General features: G+C 63.8%; 19 protein-coding genes. 12 read left to right on the top strand and 7 right to left on the bottom strand.

The genetic code is table 11. From position 1 onward, the window contains the following. The first annotated feature begins 37 nt into the window (after positions 1–37). The 6 genes from DBZ32_RS11095 (at position 38) to aat (ending at position 5,386) form a co-directional block, all read left to right on the top strand. Positions 38–1,486 carry a M48 family metalloprotease gene (locus DBZ32_RS11095; RefSeq protein WP_162906717.1) on the top strand — a complete coding sequence of 483 codons (1,449 nt, stop codon included), beginning with the start codon at positions 38–40 and terminating at the stop codon, positions 1,484–1,486. 73 nt (positions 1,487–1,559) lie between these two features. Beyond that, positions 1,560–2,315 carry a DsbA family protein gene (locus DBZ32_RS11090; RefSeq protein WP_208539196.1) on the top strand — a complete coding sequence of 252 codons (756 nt, stop codon included), beginning with the start codon at positions 1,560–1,562 and terminating at the stop codon, positions 2,313–2,315. Between the two features lie 93 nt (positions 2,316–2,408). After that, on the top strand, positions 2,409–2,867 hold the full coding sequence (gene aroQ, locus DBZ32_RS11085) for a type II 3-dehydroquinate dehydratase (protein ID WP_119167226.1): 459 nt from the start codon (positions 2,409–2,411) through the stop codon (positions 2,865–2,867). Further along, positions 2,868–3,308 (top strand): acetyl-CoA carboxylase biotin carboxyl carrier protein, encoded by a 441-nt coding sequence (accB, locus tag DBZ32_RS11080; protein ID WP_119167225.1) that lies wholly within the window; start codon positions 2,868–2,870, stop codon positions 3,306–3,308. It begins immediately after the preceding gene. A 19-nt stretch (positions 3,309–3,327) separates the two neighbouring features. Next, the gene (accC, locus tag DBZ32_RS11075; protein WP_119167224.1) at positions 3,328–4,674 is read left to right on the top strand and encodes an acetyl-CoA carboxylase biotin carboxylase subunit; all 1,347 of its coding nucleotides are present in this window, start codon (positions 3,328–3,330) and stop codon (positions 4,672–4,674) included. A 55-nt stretch (positions 4,675–4,729) separates the two neighbouring features. Continuing rightward, a complete protein-coding gene (aat, locus tag DBZ32_RS11070) occupies positions 4,730–5,386 on the top strand; it encodes a leucyl/phenylalanyl-tRNA--protein transferase (protein WP_119167223.1) in 657 nt (218 codons plus the stop codon). Positions 5,387–5,431: 45 nt separating this feature from the next. On the opposite strand, the gene DBZ32_RS11065 is transcribed toward aat, so the two are convergent. Both DBZ32_RS11065 and DBZ32_RS11060 read right to left on the bottom strand, forming a co-directional pair. Further along, positions 5,432–5,887 (bottom strand): DUF2155 domain-containing protein, encoded by a 456-nt coding sequence (locus DBZ32_RS11065; protein WP_235830146.1) that lies wholly within the window; start codon positions 5,885–5,887, stop codon positions 5,432–5,434. Continuing rightward, a complete protein-coding gene (locus DBZ32_RS11060) occupies positions 5,884–6,126 on the bottom strand; it encodes a hypothetical protein (protein WP_119167752.1) in 243 nt (80 codons plus the stop codon). The genes DBZ32_RS11065 and DBZ32_RS11060 overlap by 4 nt, the downstream gene beginning before the upstream one ends. 181 nt (positions 6,127–6,307) lie before the next feature. On the opposite strand from DBZ32_RS11060, the gene DBZ32_RS11055 reads away from it, so the two are divergent. Next, positions 6,308–7,150, top strand: coding sequence for a mechanosensitive ion channel family protein (locus DBZ32_RS11055; RefSeq protein ID WP_119167222.1), 843 nt, complete (start codon positions 6,308–6,310; stop codon positions 7,148–7,150). Positions 7,151–7,181: 31 nt separating this feature from the next. On the opposite strand, the gene mlaD is transcribed toward DBZ32_RS11055, so the two are convergent. Together mlaD and DBZ32_RS11045 are read right to left on the bottom strand one after the other, a co-directional pair. Beyond that, entirely contained in the window at positions 7,182–7,670 is a 489-nt protein-coding gene (mlaD, locus tag DBZ32_RS11050; RefSeq protein ID WP_119167221.1) for an outer membrane lipid asymmetry maintenance protein MlaD, read from the bottom strand. A 92-nt stretch (positions 7,671–7,762) separates the two neighbouring features. Then, entirely contained in the window at positions 7,763–8,137 is a 375-nt protein-coding gene (locus tag DBZ32_RS11045) for an NADH:ubiquinone oxidoreductase subunit NDUFA12 (protein WP_119167220.1), read from the bottom strand. Between the two features lie 259 nt (positions 8,138–8,396). Here DBZ32_RS11045 and DBZ32_RS11040 point away from each other — a divergent pair, with 259 nt between their 5' ends. Further along, positions 8,397–8,924, top strand: a complete 528-nt coding sequence (locus DBZ32_RS11040; protein ID WP_119167219.1) for a nuclear transport factor 2 family protein — start codon at positions 8,397–8,399, stop codon at positions 8,922–8,924. Between the two features lie 140 nt (positions 8,925–9,064). Further along, positions 9,065–10,099: a DUF6352 family protein gene (locus tag DBZ32_RS11035; RefSeq protein WP_208539195.1), complete on the top strand. Its 1,035-nt coding sequence runs from the start codon at positions 9,065–9,067 to the stop codon at positions 10,097–10,099. An 8-nt stretch (positions 10,100–10,107) separates the two neighbouring features. On the opposite strand, the gene DBZ32_RS11030 is transcribed toward DBZ32_RS11035, so the two are convergent. Beyond that, on the bottom strand, positions 10,108–10,443 hold the full coding sequence (locus tag DBZ32_RS11030) for a DUF962 domain-containing protein (RefSeq protein ID WP_119167218.1): 336 nt from the start codon (positions 10,441–10,443) through the stop codon (positions 10,108–10,110). A 101-nt stretch (positions 10,444–10,544) separates the two neighbouring features. On the opposite strand from DBZ32_RS11030, the gene DBZ32_RS11025 reads away from it, so the two are divergent. Continuing rightward, positions 10,545–11,564, top strand: coding sequence for an aspartate-semialdehyde dehydrogenase (locus tag DBZ32_RS11025; protein ID WP_119167217.1), 1,020 nt, complete (start codon positions 10,545–10,547; stop codon positions 11,562–11,564). 1 nt (position 11,565) lies between these two features. On the opposite strand, the gene pdxY is transcribed toward DBZ32_RS11025, so the two are convergent. Further along, positions 11,566–12,435: a pyridoxal kinase PdxY gene (gene pdxY / locus DBZ32_RS11020; RefSeq protein ID WP_119167216.1), complete on the bottom strand. Its 870-nt coding sequence runs from the start codon at positions 12,433–12,435 to the stop codon at positions 11,566–11,568. A 129-nt stretch (positions 12,436–12,564) separates the two neighbouring features. On the opposite strand from pdxY, the gene DBZ32_RS11015 reads away from it, so the two are divergent. Together DBZ32_RS11015 and DBZ32_RS11010 are read left to right on the top strand one after the other, a co-directional pair. After that, entirely contained in the window at positions 12,565–13,452 is an 888-nt protein-coding gene (locus tag DBZ32_RS11015) for an HpcH/HpaI aldolase/citrate lyase family protein (protein WP_119167215.1), read from the top strand. 436 nt (positions 13,453–13,888) lie between these two features. Next, positions 13,889–14,995, top strand: a complete 1,107-nt coding sequence (locus tag DBZ32_RS11010) for a MaoC family dehydratase (protein ID WP_119167214.1) — start codon at positions 13,889–13,891, stop codon at positions 14,993–14,995. 197 nt (positions 14,996–15,192) lie between these two features. Here DBZ32_RS11010 and DBZ32_RS11000 read toward each other — a convergent pair whose 3' ends face one another. Then, the gene (locus DBZ32_RS11000) at positions 15,193–15,489 is read right to left on the bottom strand and encodes a ubiquitin family protein (RefSeq protein WP_235830145.1); all 297 of its coding nucleotides are present in this window, start codon (positions 15,487–15,489) and stop codon (positions 15,193–15,195) included. Positions 15,490–15,551: the final 62 nt, after the last annotated feature.

Below are 15,551 nucleotides of genomic sequence, written 5' to 3'. Positions count from 1 at the left end.
AGGCTCGAACCGCACCGACACAGCCGCACGGAACAGCATGCGCCACGCGCTACGGATCCTCCAAGCCTTTGCCTCAGATGCCGCCGCCGAACCCTCGAGGGTTCGGCGGCCGACGGCATCGCTTCGCCTGCGGGCCATGGCGTTGTGGTTGATCTCGCTGGTTTTTCTGTCGAGCGGACCACTCGCCGCGCAGCAGCGTGGACTGCAGCTCATTCGCGACGCGGAAATCGAGAACACCATACGGATTTACGCCACTCCCTTGTTTCAGGCCGCTGGCCTCAGCCCCGGCGCCATCGACGTGTACTTGATCGCGGACGACTCCCTCAATGCCTTCGTCACCCAGGGCGGTCGTATGTTTCTGCATACCGGTTTCCTCATGGCCTCGGAAACGCCACTGCAGACGATCGGAGTGATCGCGCACGAGACCGGTCATTTGGCGGCTGGCCACTATATTGGACGGCGGGATGAGATCGAGACCGCGGGCATTACGGCTGCGGCCAGCAGCCTGCTGGCAATTCTGGCCGGCATCGCGACGGGGGACGGACGGGTCGCGGCGGCGGTCAGCAGCGGCGGTCAGGACATCGCGCTGCGCAACCTGCTGTCGTTCACGCGTGGGCAGGAACAGGCGGCCGACCAGGCGGCCGTCGAGTATCTGCGCGGTACTAACCTGAGTCCCGAAGGATTGCTCGACTTCTTTCGTATCCTCGAGGATCAGGAAGTCCTTCTGTCGGCGCAGCAGGACCCTTACCTGCGCACCCACCCGCTGACAGCCGACCGTATCTCCTTTCTACAGCAGGCGGTGGCTGCTTCGCCCTATACTGGGGCGCAGCTTCCGGCCGACGTGCTGGAGCGTCATCAGCGCATGCGGGCCAAGCTGGCCGGCTTTCTGCGGACACCGCAGGAAGTCTATCACCTCTTCCCCAAGGCAGATGAGAGCCTGCCGGCGCGCTATGCGCACTCGATCAGCAGCTTCAAGCAGGGATTTCTGGATGAGGCCTTGGCAACGCTCGATGATTTGATCGTCGAACGACCGAACGACCCCTACTTTCACGAGCTTCGTGGCCAGATGCTTCTGGAGAATCAGCGAGTCGCGGAAGCTCTGCCGGAGTACGAGAAAGCCGTCGCGCTTTTGCCGCGCGACCCGCAACTCCGCTTGCGACTCGCGCAGGTGCAGGTCGAACTGGGCTTCGAGGAGACCTATCGTTCCGCCCTCGACAATCTCACGTCAGTCCTGGCGTTCGAACCGAACAATGCGACCGCTTGGCGCCTGTCGGCTATCGCGCACGGGCGCCTCGGCAACGAAGGCATGACCGCGCTGTCGCTGGCCGAATACAACTACGCGCGCAGCAACTGGCGCGACGCCTCCGGCCAGGCGGAAAAGGCCAAGACCCTGTTGGACGAGGGAACCTCCGGCTGGTTGCGGGCATCGGATCTGGCCGAAGTGGCGGGGCGCGAAGCCGAGCAGCAACGCGATCGTGAGCGATAAGGTCGATAACGCGAACCTCAAAGGCCAGCTAGAAAGACCAATGAAAATATCATCCTGGAGAGGAAACGGGCCGATGGCGAAAGCCGGATCCTTGGTGGCTGGAGCTGTTTTGGCCGCCATGCTTCTGTTGCCTGGCGGTGCGGTGCAGGCGCAGGACGCCACACTGAGCGATGCGGAGCAGGCGGCCGTCCGCGCGCTGGTTCGCCAAACTCTGATGGAGAATCCGGAAATCCTGATCGAGGCGCTGCAGCTCTACGAGCAGCAGCAGCTTCAGGCCGAGGTGGAACGTCAAGGGCAGGCGCTCGCCGCCCACAGGACGGCGCTGGAAAACGATCCGACGGCTCCCGTGATCGGCAATCCCGATGGCGACGTCGTGGTGGTGGAGTTTTTCGACTACAACTGCCCCTATTGCCGCCGTGTGGCGGAACCTCTTCGCCAGGCGATCGAGGCCGACGGCAACCTCAAAGTGGTGATGAAGGAGTGGCCGATCCTGGGGCCCGAAAGCTACTTCGCCTCCCGTGCGGCGCTGGCCGCTCAGGAACAGGGGCGCTACGAAGATTTTCACTTCGCCCTGATGGAACGCGCCGGCAAGCTGACCCAGGATCAAGTCCTGGCCATTGCCGAGGACCTGGGTCTCGATATGGCGCAGCTGCAGGCCGATATGCGCAGTCCCGACATCGATGCGGCTCTGCAGCGAACCTACGATCTGGCCGAAGCTCTGGGCATCAACGGTACGCCCGCCTTCGTGGTGGGTGAGGAGATCCTGCCGGGGGCCGTCACCATGTCCCGTCTGCAGCAAGCCGTCGCCCAGGCGCGCGAAGGAAGCTAGGTTCGGACTAGTCACCCCCCTCTGTTGCTGCATGGGCAGGCGCGTGCTAGGCCTTCCCTTAAGCAAACAAGGCGAATCGCTTGGGGGTAAAGGGTGGCCGCTGCGCCGCGGGTCCTGCTGCTGAACGGACCTAATCTCAACATGCTGGGTAAACGCGAGCCGGAGATCTACGGCCGCGGCACGCTGTCCGATCTGGAGGCGGACTGCCGGCGTCGAGCGGGCGAACTGGGGCTCGGTCTGGAATGCCGACAGTCGAATCACGAAGGCGCCTTGGTCGACTGGATTCAGGAAGCGCCCGGTCAGTTCGAAGGGCTGCTGCTCAATCCCGGCGCCTTGACCCACAGCTCGATCGCGCTGCTCGATGCACTGCAAGCAGTGCGTTTGCCGACCGTCGAGGTGCATCTCTCCAACATTCACCGCCGGGAGGCGTTCCGGCATCACAGCTATGTATCGTTGGCTGCCGACGGTGTGATCATCGGTCTGGGCCGGCGGGGCTACCTGCTGGCGCTCGAGGCGCTGGCCGAGATCCTCGGCAGCCAGGTGGAGGTCTGAGTGAGTAAGTTTCCCATCGACGAAGAGGCGATTCGCAAGCTGGCGGAGCTCCTGAGCGAGACCGGTCTCAGCGAGATCGAGATCGAGGATGACGACCGCCGGCTGCGCGTGGCCCGGCAGGCCGCACCCTTGCAGACCGCCGTAGTGCCTGCCGGCCCGCCCGTCGCCGTTAAACCGGTCGCCGATGAGCCTGCGGCCGGCCCTCATCCGGGCACCGTGGCTTCGCCGATGGTCGGAACGGTTTACTTGGCGCCGGAGCCTGGCGCTGGCCCGTTCGTGCAGGTCGGAGATCAGGTGCGCGAGGGCCAGACCTTGTTGATCATCGAAGCCATGAAGGTGATGAACAACATGCCTTCGCCGCGCGCCGGCAAGGTTACGGCCATCCTGGTCGAAGACGGCACGCCGGTCGAGTTCGGCGAGCCTCTGGTCGTCGTCGAGTAGGGCGGGGGCCGGCAGGGCGGTGTTCGAAAAAGTTCTGATCGCAAATCGTGGCGAGATCGCCCTGCGCATCCACCGCGCCTGTCGCGAGATGGGCATTCATACCGTGGCGGTCCATTCCACTGCCGACGCCGACGCGATGCATGTACGTCTGGCGGATGAGTCGGTTTGCATCGGTCCGCCGCCGTCGGCCAAGAGTTATCTCAACATGCCGGCGATCCTCTCCGCCGCGACCATTACCGGAGCGGACGCCATCCACCCGGGTATCGGTTTCCTGTCGGAAAACGCGACCTTTGCGGCGATGGTCGAGGAGCATGGCTTCGCCTTCGTCGGTCCGGAGCCGGAGCATATCGCCTTGATGGGCGACAAGGTGAAAGCCAAGGAGGCGGCGCGGTCGCTCGGCATTCCCGTCGTGCCCGGGTCGGATGGTGCGATCGACGACCTGGGGGCGGTGAGCGAAGTTGCCGCCGCTATCGGCTACCCGGTGCTGATCAAGGCCTCGGCCGGCGGTGGCGGGCGCGGCATGAAAATCGCCGCGGCGCCGGAGGAGCTGGTGGGCCAGATCCAGTCGGCCCGCGCTGAGGCCAAGGCAGCCTTCGGCAATGACGAAGTCTATCTGGAAAAGTATCTGTCGAAGCCGCGCCACATCGAGGTGCAGTTGTTGGCCGACGGTCAAGGCGGCGCGATTCATCTGGGCGAGCGCGACTGCTCGATCCAGCGCCGCCATCAGAAGGTTATCGAGGAGGCACCGTCGCCTGCCCTCAATGCCGCAGAGCGGCAGCGCATCGGCGAGATCGCGGTCGCCGCGATGCAGAAGCTCGGCTACCGCTCCGCCGGGACGCTCGAATTCCTGTACGAAGACGGCGAGTTCTACTTCATCGAGATGAACACCCGCTTGCAGGTGGAGCATCCGGTGAGCGAGATGATTACCGGTATCGACCTGGTGCGCGAGCAGCTGCGCATCGCCAACGGGCAGCCGCTGGAGCTGACTCAGGATCAGGTCGTCTTCGAAGGCCATGCGATCGAATGCCGGATCAATGCCGAACACCCGGAGACCTTCCTGCCGTCTCCGGGGCGCGTGACGGAGTATCACGCGCCGGGCGGCCTTGGTGTTCGCGTGGATTCGCATCTCTACGGCGGCTATCGCGTGCCGCCGAACTACGACAGTCTCGTGGCCAAGCTCATCGTTCAGGGCCGCAACCGTAATGAATGCCTGATGCGCCTGCGCCGGGCCTTGGAGGAAATGGTCGTCGAGGGCATCGACACCAACTTGCCGCTGCACCGCCGTTTGATTTCGGCCGCCGACTTCATCGACGGCTCCTACAACATTCACTGGCTCGAAGCTTGGCTCGAAAGCCAGGCGAAATAGCCTCGCAAGGGCTTGCCCCTCTGGACGTGAGCCGCGGATCCCTTAACCTAAGACCATGCAGCTGACGCCGGAGTTGCTTCTTCGGGCGTACGCCGTCGGCATCTTTCCGATGGCCGAAAGCCGTGACGATCCGGAGATCCATTGGATCGATCCGGAGATGCGGGGGTTGCTGCCTCTCGATCAGGTCCACGTGCCGCGCAAGCTGAAACGCAAGATCCAGCGCGGTGCTTTCGACGTTCGCGTCAACACGGCCTTCACGGAGGTCATTCGCTGCTGTGCGGAGCGCGCCGGCAACCGGCCGGAAACCTGGATCAATCCGACGATCGAAGCTCTCTACAGCGAGCTGCATCGCATGGGATTCGGCCACTCCGTCGAAGCATGGCAGGTGGAGCCCGAAACTGGAGAGGAGCAACTGGTCGGCGGGCTCTATGGCGTCGCGCTCGGGGCCGCCTTCTTCGGCGAGTCGATGTTCAGCCGCGAGAACGACGCCAGCAAGGTCGCACTGGTTCACCTGATCATGCGGCTCCGCAAGGGCGGTTTCGGCTTGCTCGACACCCAGTTCACCACGCCACACTTGCGTCAGTTCGGCACCGTCGACGTACCGCGCAGCCACTATCGCGCGCTGCTGTCGAAAGCCTTGATGCGCCAAGCCGTCTTCCCGCGACAAATCGGACAGGAGGACATCGAGCTTCAGCTGCAGGATTTCGACTGAGAGCTTTCGGCTTGGTGTTTTCGGCCTAGAGCTCTCGACCTCGAGCTACTGCGGGGTGATCGGCGCTTCGGTCGGCGATTGCTGCGAGAGCTGTTCGGCACAATCCTTGACCCAGACATCGTAGACCGGATGCTCCAGCGCCGCGACGGCGGGGGAGGAGGCATACATCCAACCGGAATAAAGCGGTTGGCGCGGGCGATCCGGTTCGATCTCGGCGACCTCGAGAAAGGCGATTGCTTCCGGCGCTTCCGTTGGCGGGGTTTTGTGGCAGGCGCGTACGACGATTTCCAGTCCGCCGAAATCGACGGCCCGGTCGACCGGCACCTCGAAGGTCGAGATTCGCGCCGTCACCTTGTCGAGACCTTGCAGGACAGCGACGGGATAGGTCGGCGGCGGCCAGTTTTCCGGCTGGCTCTGCTGAGCCCAGGCCGGCAGTGCGGCAGTCAGGACCAGGACCAGCGGCACGGCGAGCCAGGCCCGGTTGCGTGAAGGATGGCTCACTTGCCTGCTCCGTAAGGGTTCCGAAGAGAATCGAGTAGCCTTTGCAAGGTCTCGCGGAGCTGTGCCTCCTCGGCCCCCATCAAGATGCCGTCTTCCAAAGCGTCCTGTGCCAACTCGCGAATCTCCTCAAGGTTCTCATTGAGGACCTTGATTTTTTCCTTGCAGGACAGGGGCTTGCCTTCGCTGTCATGCCAAGTGGGCGGATGAAAGCCAGATCGGTTGTTCGGTACCGTTGTCATGCCTAGGGACTTAGCCGCCTCCCGTGACATTCGCAAGGCAGCTCCGCTGCGACACTCACAGCGCTCTTGTGTGGTGCTATCTTCATCTTGATTGCTAGGTATCTCTGTGATCGCTAGAAACCGATCCGGGTCCGCAAGATCATGATCCGGTTCAGCGGAAACTTGGCTGTGGGGGGCCGTTATGGAGAACGTCGACGGGGTTCTGAACACTCTTACCTTCTACGTCACGACCTACGGGCTGAACGTGATCGGGGCGATCGTCATTCTGCTCATTGGGCTGATCATTGCCGGATGGGTGGCCAGAATTGTGGAGAATGCGCTCGCACGCACGCAGCGGGTCGACGAGACGCTGCGCGGTTTCTTTTCCAGCTTTGCCAAATACTTCATCATCGTTTTCACGGTCCTGGCCGTGCTTGCACAGTTCGGCGTGCAGACGGCCAGCCTGATTGCCATCTTCGGTGCCGCCGGCCTCGCCATCGGTTTGGCCTTGCAAGGCACCTTGAGCAATCTCGCGGCCGGCGTGATGCTGCTGCTCTTCCGTCCCTTCAAGACGGGCGACTTTATCGAAGCCGCCGGTCTTTCCGGTACGGTCAAGAGCATCACACTTTTCGTCACGGAGCTGGCGACGCCGGACAACGTGCAGATCGTGGTTCCGAACGGGCAGTTGTGGGGCGCCTCCATCCACAACTATTCCTTCCACGATACGCGCCGAGTCGATCTGACCCTTGGGATCGGGTACGAAGCCAACATCGCCGACGCCAAGACGGCGATCTTGGATGAGGTGAGCAAGGACGCTCGCGCCCATACCGAACCGGCGCCGATGGTGGCGGTTCTTGGGCTCGGAGACTCGTCGGTCGATCTGGTGGTGCGTATCTGGTGTAAAGCCGGCGATTACTGGGCGCTCAAGTTCGATTTGACTGAGGCGTTGAAGAACCGCCTGGATCGCGAGGGAATCTCCATTCCCTACCCCCAGCGCGCCGTTCACATCGTTGGCGCGGCCGGCGCAGCCTCGATTCCGACCTGATCTGCAGGCCCAAATGGACTCCCCAGGCGATTCAGCTCGGTCCGAGGCCGCTTCCGCTGTTCGGTTGACTGCCGCCATCGCCACCGCCGCCAAAAATGAAGCGACCCAGCAGGTCGACCACGTTGATGGCACCCTGCGTGTACTCGATGGTTCCGCCCGGTTCCAGATTCTCCAGCGCACCGCCCGGCTGCAGTTCGACATAGTTGCCGCCGAGCAAGCCCTCGGGAACGATCCGTGCCGAAGTGTCGTCCGGAAGTTGAATTCTATCTTCGATTGAAATTGTGACTTCGGCGAAGAAGGTGTTGGGGTCGAGTTCCTGCGCCGTCACGGTGCCGACCTTGACACCGCTCATGCGGACGTCGGCACCAGGGGAAATTCCGGTTGCGTCGTCGAAGACGGCTCGCACCTGATAGCCGCTCACAGTGCGCATACCGCTGGCGCTGAAGGCAAAGACGACGAAGGCGGCCGCAACCACCAGAACGACGCCGCCCATTACGGTTTCGATGATATTTCGCTTCATGGGTCGGTAACCTGCTCCCCCTCAGCAGCTAACTGCGGTTTGCCATTTGCGCTGTTGTCGGTCGCTTGTGAGACTTAGTTCGGATGTCCAAATCACTCAGGCGACCAGGCCTCGTAGTCACCCGTCGCCCGATCGCGCCGAGCGCCCTCCAGCGTATGCCCGGGCGGGCGATAGGCCAGCCCGGTTCCGGTCTGGTTGGGCTGGTGCTCCTTCATCCAGGAACGGCGCGGCGGGCCGCCCTCGGGGGGCGGCACATCGGTCGTATGGTGCAGCCAGGCGTGCCAGTCCGGCGGTACGCGCGACGCCTCCACCTCGCCGACATAAACCACCCAGCGCCGCTCGCGTCGGAGCGAATCCTTGCGAGTGAGAGGGCCGCGCTTGTCGCGAAAGTATTTGTTTCCCTGACCGTCGGAGCCAACCGGCTCGCCGTTCAGCCAAGTGAATAGCTTGGTTCCGATTGACGTCATGTCTCTATTCGAAGGCTGCCTGGAAACGCAGCGACTATCGCACCTCTGCCGCCGAGCGTCCAGCGATACGCAATCTAACGGATGAACCCCAATCATACTGTGGGTAAGACTTACAGAATCTTAGCGAACGGTGCACGCGCCCCATCTGTGACAGGGCATCTATGGCATGGCGATAACCTTGTCTTTTCCGACCGTGCCTCTTCACGCAAGGCGACCAGTCGTCCGCTGGCCCTGGCGATCCGATAGGGAGATACTCACGATGAAGACTTTGGTGGCCTTCACGGGTGCGCTGCTGTGCCTGGCGGTTCTGCAGTCTCCGGCGGCGGCTCAGACGGCTGGACAGATCGCCGACGAGCTGGTTGTCCAGCGTGTACCGACCGAGATCGAGATCGCGGTCGACCGCAAGGACTGGCCGCGTGCCCGCTCCTTCTTCGTCGACGATATCCGGGTCGACTTTTCTTCGCTCAGCGGCGCTCCGCCGGCAAGGATCCCGGCGGACGAGCTGATTGCTGCCTGGGCGGCCAATCTCGGACCGCAGAAGCACAGCCACCATCAGCGCGGCCATGGCTTGGTGACGCTCGACGGCGACAGAGCCACCATCTACTCGCAGGGTTATGCCTGGAACCGGCTTGAGGGCAACGGCGATCCGCTCTGGGAGGTCTGGGGCAACTACACCCACGAACTCGTCCGGACGCCCAGCGGCTGGAAGGTCACGGCCATGACCTTCGAAATGACCCATCAGCGCGGTAACGCCTGGGTCAGAGATACGCCGGCTCCGACCGACTGACCATCTTACCGCACCCGCAAAGGTCCTTCGAGCTTCTGAACCGAGGGGCGAAGGCGCCCGCGTGCTGGACAGCGGGCAGTCGCGCGGCGATATAGGCGTACAAGCAGCAAACGAAGACGCTCCGGGGGCAAAACAGGTCGATGATTCAGGATTTCTGGCGCGACAGCGGCTATCACCTGCTGGAGCCGAACGATTCCGGCCACCTTCAGGTGACCGACGATTTTCTGCGCGCCTACTTCAATCGACCCGAGGTGCGGCCGGTCGAGGAGTCCAACGAGGCCGAGCGTCATCTGCATGGACGTCTGCTGGCCAATCCTCGCGAAGCCGTCTCCGCCGATCGGCTTGCGGCGATCGAAGATTCCGATGCGATCGAGACCTACCGTATCGTTCTGGCCTTTCGGGATCGCCTGATTGCGGCCGGAACCGTCGAGGCGGCTTACCTGGAGCTCTTTCGGGATCCGCCGAACCGCGGCCGAGGCGACCCGCCGGTGCCGCCGCTATTCTACGATCAACTGGTGCAGGTGGTGGTGCGCCGTGTCCTTGAGGGAACGGACTATCCCCTGCGGGCACGGGCCGGCGAGCTGCTCTTCCGTGAGCAGAAAGTCACGATCAACGAAGGCCACGTGATGGCTGCCGATGCCGAGACCGTCGAGATGTATGCCTCGACGGGAGGTTTCGGTTCTCTCGGCAAGCTCGTCGCCGAAGCGCAGACACCGCTGCGGACGATTGAGCTGGAGGTGCTGGGCGAGGACAACGCCGAGCTCTATTGGACTCGTGACACGCGCTTCGACACGGTGCTCAACCTCAACTTCGCTGGCGATGGGCTGGACGCTCTCTGCCGCGTGCTGGAGGCTTGGGTCCGGCATTTCCTGGCTGTCGAGGTTTCGCTCCAGCCGGTACAGGAGATCAGCGATGAGCGCTGGGTCTGGCATATCGGCCTGGACACGGAAGGCACACACCTGCTCAACGACCTCTACGACGGCAAGGACGTCGGTGAGGTGCGCCTCGCGCGTCTGCTCTCTCTGTTCCGGTTGGAGTTCCGCGATCAGGGCGATATGCGCCCCGACATCGCCGGCCGGCCGGTCTATCTCGCCCTCAGCATGGACGAATCCAGCAATCTCAAGCTTAAGCCGCAGAATCTTCTGGTGAATCTTCCACTGGCGCCACGGTCCTGAAACGCGACTTAATGAATGCCGTGGCGTTTCAGCTCAGGCTCCAGGCGACCGGCCAGCCAGAGGAAGAACATGCGGAAGTCGCTGATCAGCGACCAGGCCGGGTAGGTGAAGGTGGCCGGCCGATTGCGCTCCACCGTCGCGTGGGCGATCCAGGCGAAGGCGTAGCCGGAAACGATCGCTGCCAGAAACAGCCACCAGATCTGTGTGAGCGCGGCCCCCGCCAGGATGGTGAGGCCCAAGGCCGTGCCGAAGTAGTGAAGCGCCCGGGTCGCCGGTTTGCGATGTTCGCCGAGATAGATCGGCCAGAACTCGGAATAGGTCTTCGCTGTCGGCAGAGCGGCCATGTCCTGCTTTCCCCGGGCCGGTTGCGTTCTTAGCTTGTAAATCCGAGGGTCGCCGCTAGGCTGCGCGTCCTCTTCTCCAATGAGATATGCGGATTTTGGCCATGGGCTACAAGGTTGCGGTCGTCGGTGCCACCGGTGCTGTCGGGCACGAGATTCTGAAGACTCTTGCCGAGCGGGATTTCCCGGCGGACGAGGTCGTGGCCCTGGCCAGCGAGCGCTCGGCCGGCCAGCAGGTCTCCTATGGCGAGGACGAGGTTCTCGATGTGCAGGACCTGTCGAAGTACGATTTTGCCGGCGTCGACATCGCGCTCTTCTCGCCCGGTGCCAAGGTCTCGGCGGCCTATGCGCCGAAGGCGGCGCGAGCCGGGGCCGTGGTGATCGACAACACCAGCCACTTCCGCATGGACCCGGATGTCCCGCTGGTGGTGCCCGAGGTAAATCCGCAGGCCATCGCCGACTACGGCAAGAAGCACATTATCGCGAACCCAAACTGCTCGACCATTCAGATGGTGGTGGCCCTGAAGCCGCTGCATGAACTGGCCCGCATCAAGCGGGTGGTGGTCGCGACCTATCAGTCGGTCTCCGGCGGCGGGAAGGAGGCGATGGACGAACTCTTCAATCAGACGCGCGCCGTCTACGTGAACGATCCTATGAAGAAGGAAGCCTTCACGAAGCAGATCGCCTTCAACGTCATTCCCCACATCGACGCCTTCATGGACGACGGCTCCACCAAGGAGGAGTGGAAGATGATGGTGGAGACGAAGAAGATTCTCGACCCTTCCATCAAGGTGCAGGCGACCTGCGTGCGCGTCCCGGTTTTCATCGGTCATGGCGAGGCGGTGACCGTTGAGTTCGAGACGCCGCTGGACGAGGTCGAGGCGCGCGCCGCGCTGCAGGAGGCCGAAGGCGTCACCTTGGTCGATCACCGCGCGGACGAGGGCTATGTGACGCCGGTCGAGTCGGCCGGCGAGGACTCCGTTTATGTCAGCCGCTTGCGCAGCGACCCCACGGTGGACAACGGCCTGTCCTTCTGGGTCGTGTCGGACAATCTGCGCAAGGGCGCGGCACTCAATGCCGTGCAGATCGCCGAGAAACTGGCGAGCGACTACCTCGCGGCTTGAGTCACGCGGCAGTCTGAGCCACGGCTTCTGCCGTGAACTGCCGTCGTGGTTTCACGACGAGGTCCTGCACCTCAACCAGAGCCAGGTCCCGGCCGCCCCTTGCCGCAGTGGCCTGCGCGATTTCGTAGACCGCTGCGGCGCAAGCTTCCAGCGCGCGGCGAGGATCGCCGCTTTTCAGATAGTGGGCGAGGAAGAGCGCGGCAGTCGCGTCGCCGAGGCCGCCCGGTGGCGGCTCGAGGGTCAGGTATGGCGTGGCGATACGCCAAGCCGACTCCGGGGTGACCGCCAGCATCTCGATTTCGTGGGCGGCGCTGGCCTGGTGGCGGAGGGAGGTCACCAGCACCAGCCTCGGTCCCTTGGCCGTGAGGCTGCGGGCGGCCGCGACCACCTCCGCCAGGGTACGAACCGTTCGGCCGGTCAGGAGCTCCAGCTCGAAGAGGTTGGGTGTCAGCAGGTCGGCTGCCGGGACGGCCTGTTCGGTCAGGAACGTTGGAATAGCGGGGTGGACGAAGAGGCCGCGCCCCCGGTCTCCCATCACCGGGTCGCAGCCGTAGAGCAGGTCCGGCGTTTCTTTGCGTAGCCGCGTCACCGCCGCCAGGATCGCCTCGCCCAGCGCCGCATCGCCGAGGTATCCGGACAGCACCGCTTGGCAGCTCCCCGGCGTCGCGCGTGCCAGCACACCCTCAATCAAGTGAGCCACCATCTCCGGCGCCGCTGTCTCGCCGGTCCAGGTGCCGTAGCCCGTGTGATTTGAAAACTGCACGGTATTGACGGCCCAAACTTCGAACCCCAGCCGCTGTAGCAGAAAGCTGGCCGCGCGATTGCCGACGCTACCGAAGCAGACGTGCGACTGGATGGAGAGAATGGGCATCTGAGGTCGTTAAGGCGGGTGTTGCGACGGGGATGTTGGGGCGAGGTCTGCGGGCACCTTGCCACAGGCGCCGCGACCGTTATAGTCCGCGCCAAATCGGCAGATCGACGGATTAAGGAGGCTCTATCCATGACCCAGGCGACAGCGCGGCCGCGCCGCAGCGTGCTCTACATGCCCGGCTCCAACACGCGCGCGCTGGAGAAGGGGCGCGGGATCCCGGCCGACGCGCTGATTCTGGACCTGGAAGATGCGGTCGCGCCCGACGCCAAGGCGGAAGCACGCGCCAACGTCGTGGCCGCGCTCGCCGAAGGCGGCTACGGCCGGCGCGAGATTATCGTGCGGGTCAATGGCCTGGACAGCCCTTGGGGGCGAGACGACATTGCCGCCATCGCCCCGACCGGCGCCGACGCGATCCTGATCCCGAAGGTCGAAAGCGCCGAAATGGTGCAGGAGGTCGAGCGTCTGATGGTTTCGGCCGGCGCCGCCGGGGCCATGGGCATCATGTGCATGATGGAGACCCCTCGGGGCATCCTGCATGCCGGGGAGATCGCCGGTGCCAGTGCGCGGCTGACCTGCCTGGTGATGGGCACCAGCGATCTGGTCAAGGATCTGAACGCCAAACATACGCCGGAGCGGTTGCCGGTGCTGACCTCCCTGAGCCTCTGTGTCTTGGCTGCTCGCGCCTATGGTCTGGCCGTGGTCGACGGTGTTCACCTGGACCTCAACGACGCCGAGGGCTTCGATGCCCAGTGCAACCAGGGCCGCGAACTGGGAATGGACGGCAAGACGCTGATTCACCCCAAAACGGTCGCGGCCGCCAACACGGCCTTCGCGCCCTCCGAAGACGACGTCGCACAGGCCAAGCGCATCATCGAGGCCCATTCCGAAGCGACCCGCGCCGGCAAGGGCGTGGTCGTGCTCGACGGCAAGTTGATCGAGAACCTGCATGTCGAGGACGCCCAGCGAACGGTCGCTCTAGCCGAATCCATCACCGATCTGGAAGCGCAGGCGGCCTAGGGTCGCCTGGAGAGACGCGCGAACCCCGCGACTCTGTGCTCTTCGGGTGCCGCGACCGATCACGGTCGGCTCGAGTGCGCCCGCCGGGTGATCGAGGGAGCCGATCCGCTGCCGGCCGAAGCGAGAGGTCGGCACATTTTCTGCGTCCGGATCTGCCTGCCATGGAAATCCGATTGCTCCGGCCCGTTCCGGATCTGTAGCGTGCTGCCATGATCACGGCTGACGTCTCCGATCCCATGCGGTCCGAGGCGTGTCCTACTGGCGGCCATCTTTCTTGCTCGTAGACATGCGAGCGGCCGAGCTTGCGCCGGTCAAGAACGCGGCGGACCAACGATCTGACAGTATTTTTTGCATTGCAGCGTAAGCCGTCCTGTGTTCGCTTCCGGCACAGCCTACCGCAAGACACGCGCGACGGAATCGGGAGCGACAGTCTTCAATGAGTCCGCAGAGTTCCTTGGCCGCCGAGGGCGTCCTCAAAACCAATCCCGGCCGTTTCTTCGAAGATTTTCGGCTGGGCGAGGCGCTGGTGCATGCCACGCCACGGACGCTGACCGCGGGTGATGCCTCACTCTACACCGCGCTGACCGGCAACCGCTTCGCGTTGCACTCCTCCGACGACTTCGCCCGCTCGCTCGGTTACCCCAAGGCGCCGCTCGACGATCTGCTGGTCTTTCATACGGTCTTCGGCAAGACCGTGCCCGACGTGTCCCTCAACGCCGTTGCCAATCTGGGCTACGCCGAGGGACGCTTCGGGGCGCCGATCTATCCCGGCGACACGCTCACGGCGACCAGCGAAGTGATCGGTTTGCGCGAGACCTCCGACGGCAAGTCGGGCGTGGTTTGGGTGCGGACCCGCGGCGTCAACGCCCATCACGAGCTGGTGCTGGAGTATGTGCGCTGGGTGATGGTCCGCAAGCGCGAGCCGGGCCGCGTGGCCGTCCCCGAGGCGACGGTCCCGGAGTTGTCGGAAGCAGTACCGGTCGAGCGTTTGTTGATCCCGCGCGGTTTGCATCTGCAGCTCTACGATCCGCGGCTGGCCGGCAGTCCGCATCTCTGGGACGACTATGCCGTCGGTGAGAAGATCGATCATGCCGACGGCATGACATTGGAGGAAGCGGAGCACCAGACCGCCACCCGCCTTTATCAGAACACGGCCAAGGTCCACTTCGACCAACTGGCCGCCGATGCCGGACGTTTCGGAAAGCGGATCGTCTACGGCGGCCATGTCATCTCGATGGCTCGGGCGCTGAGTTTCAATGGCTTGGCCAATGCCTTCCGTATCGTGGCGATTCACGGCGGTCGCCATACGAAGCCGACCTTCGCCGGCGATACGCTCTTCGCCTGGAGCGAGGTCTTGGCGAAGGAAGAGCTGCCGGGCCGTCAGGATCTGGGTTTGCTGCGGATCTTGACGCGCGCCACGAAGAACAGTGTTGCTTCGGACTGTCCGGCCTTGGGCGAAGATGGCAAAGCTCACCCGGATGTCGTGCTCGAGTTCGACTACTCCGTGCTGATACCCCGTCGGGCCGGCCTCGGCGGCACCTGACAGAGACCGGTTGGGTTCGTTTTGCCATCCCACAATTGCGTTCCGGCGCGTCGAAACTTTGGGTGACCCAGATCTTCTGTCGCCGGACGTTCACATCTTCACGACGTCAAGCAGCCTTGGGTCGTCCTACCAGAGGGCGTTCAGACCCTGCCCGAGGTCATGAGTGGGCCGGCCGACTGCCGAGCTCGCTGCGGACCTCAGCCACCGCTGATCGCCGTCATGACGATGACTTCGTTATCTGCGGCAAGGGGGGTTTCCAAGGCCGCCCGCTCGCCCTCGACGAAGACGTTTATATGGCGGCGGATCCCTGGGCGCGTATCGCAGAGGCGGTCGCGCATACCGGGCCAGCGGGCGTCGAGCCCGTCGACGACCTCCGCGACGCTTTCGGCCCGGAGTTCGAGCTGACGCGGCGCCCCTGGGAAGAGAGCGACGAGAACCGCCGGAAGCCGGACCGTGACCGGTGGCGCGCTCGGAGACAGCTTATCTTTCGACACTGTCGATACCTCCGGACTAGACCGGATAGCGAGTGGCGGAATCGCGGTGCGATTCCTGACGA

The organism is Algihabitans albus (assembly GCF_003572205.1).
In the GTDB taxonomy this organism is placed as follows: Bacteria; Pseudomonadota; Alphaproteobacteria; order Kiloniellales; family DSM-21159; genus Algihabitans; species Algihabitans albus.
This window is presented reverse-complemented; position numbering and strand designations above follow the sequence as displayed.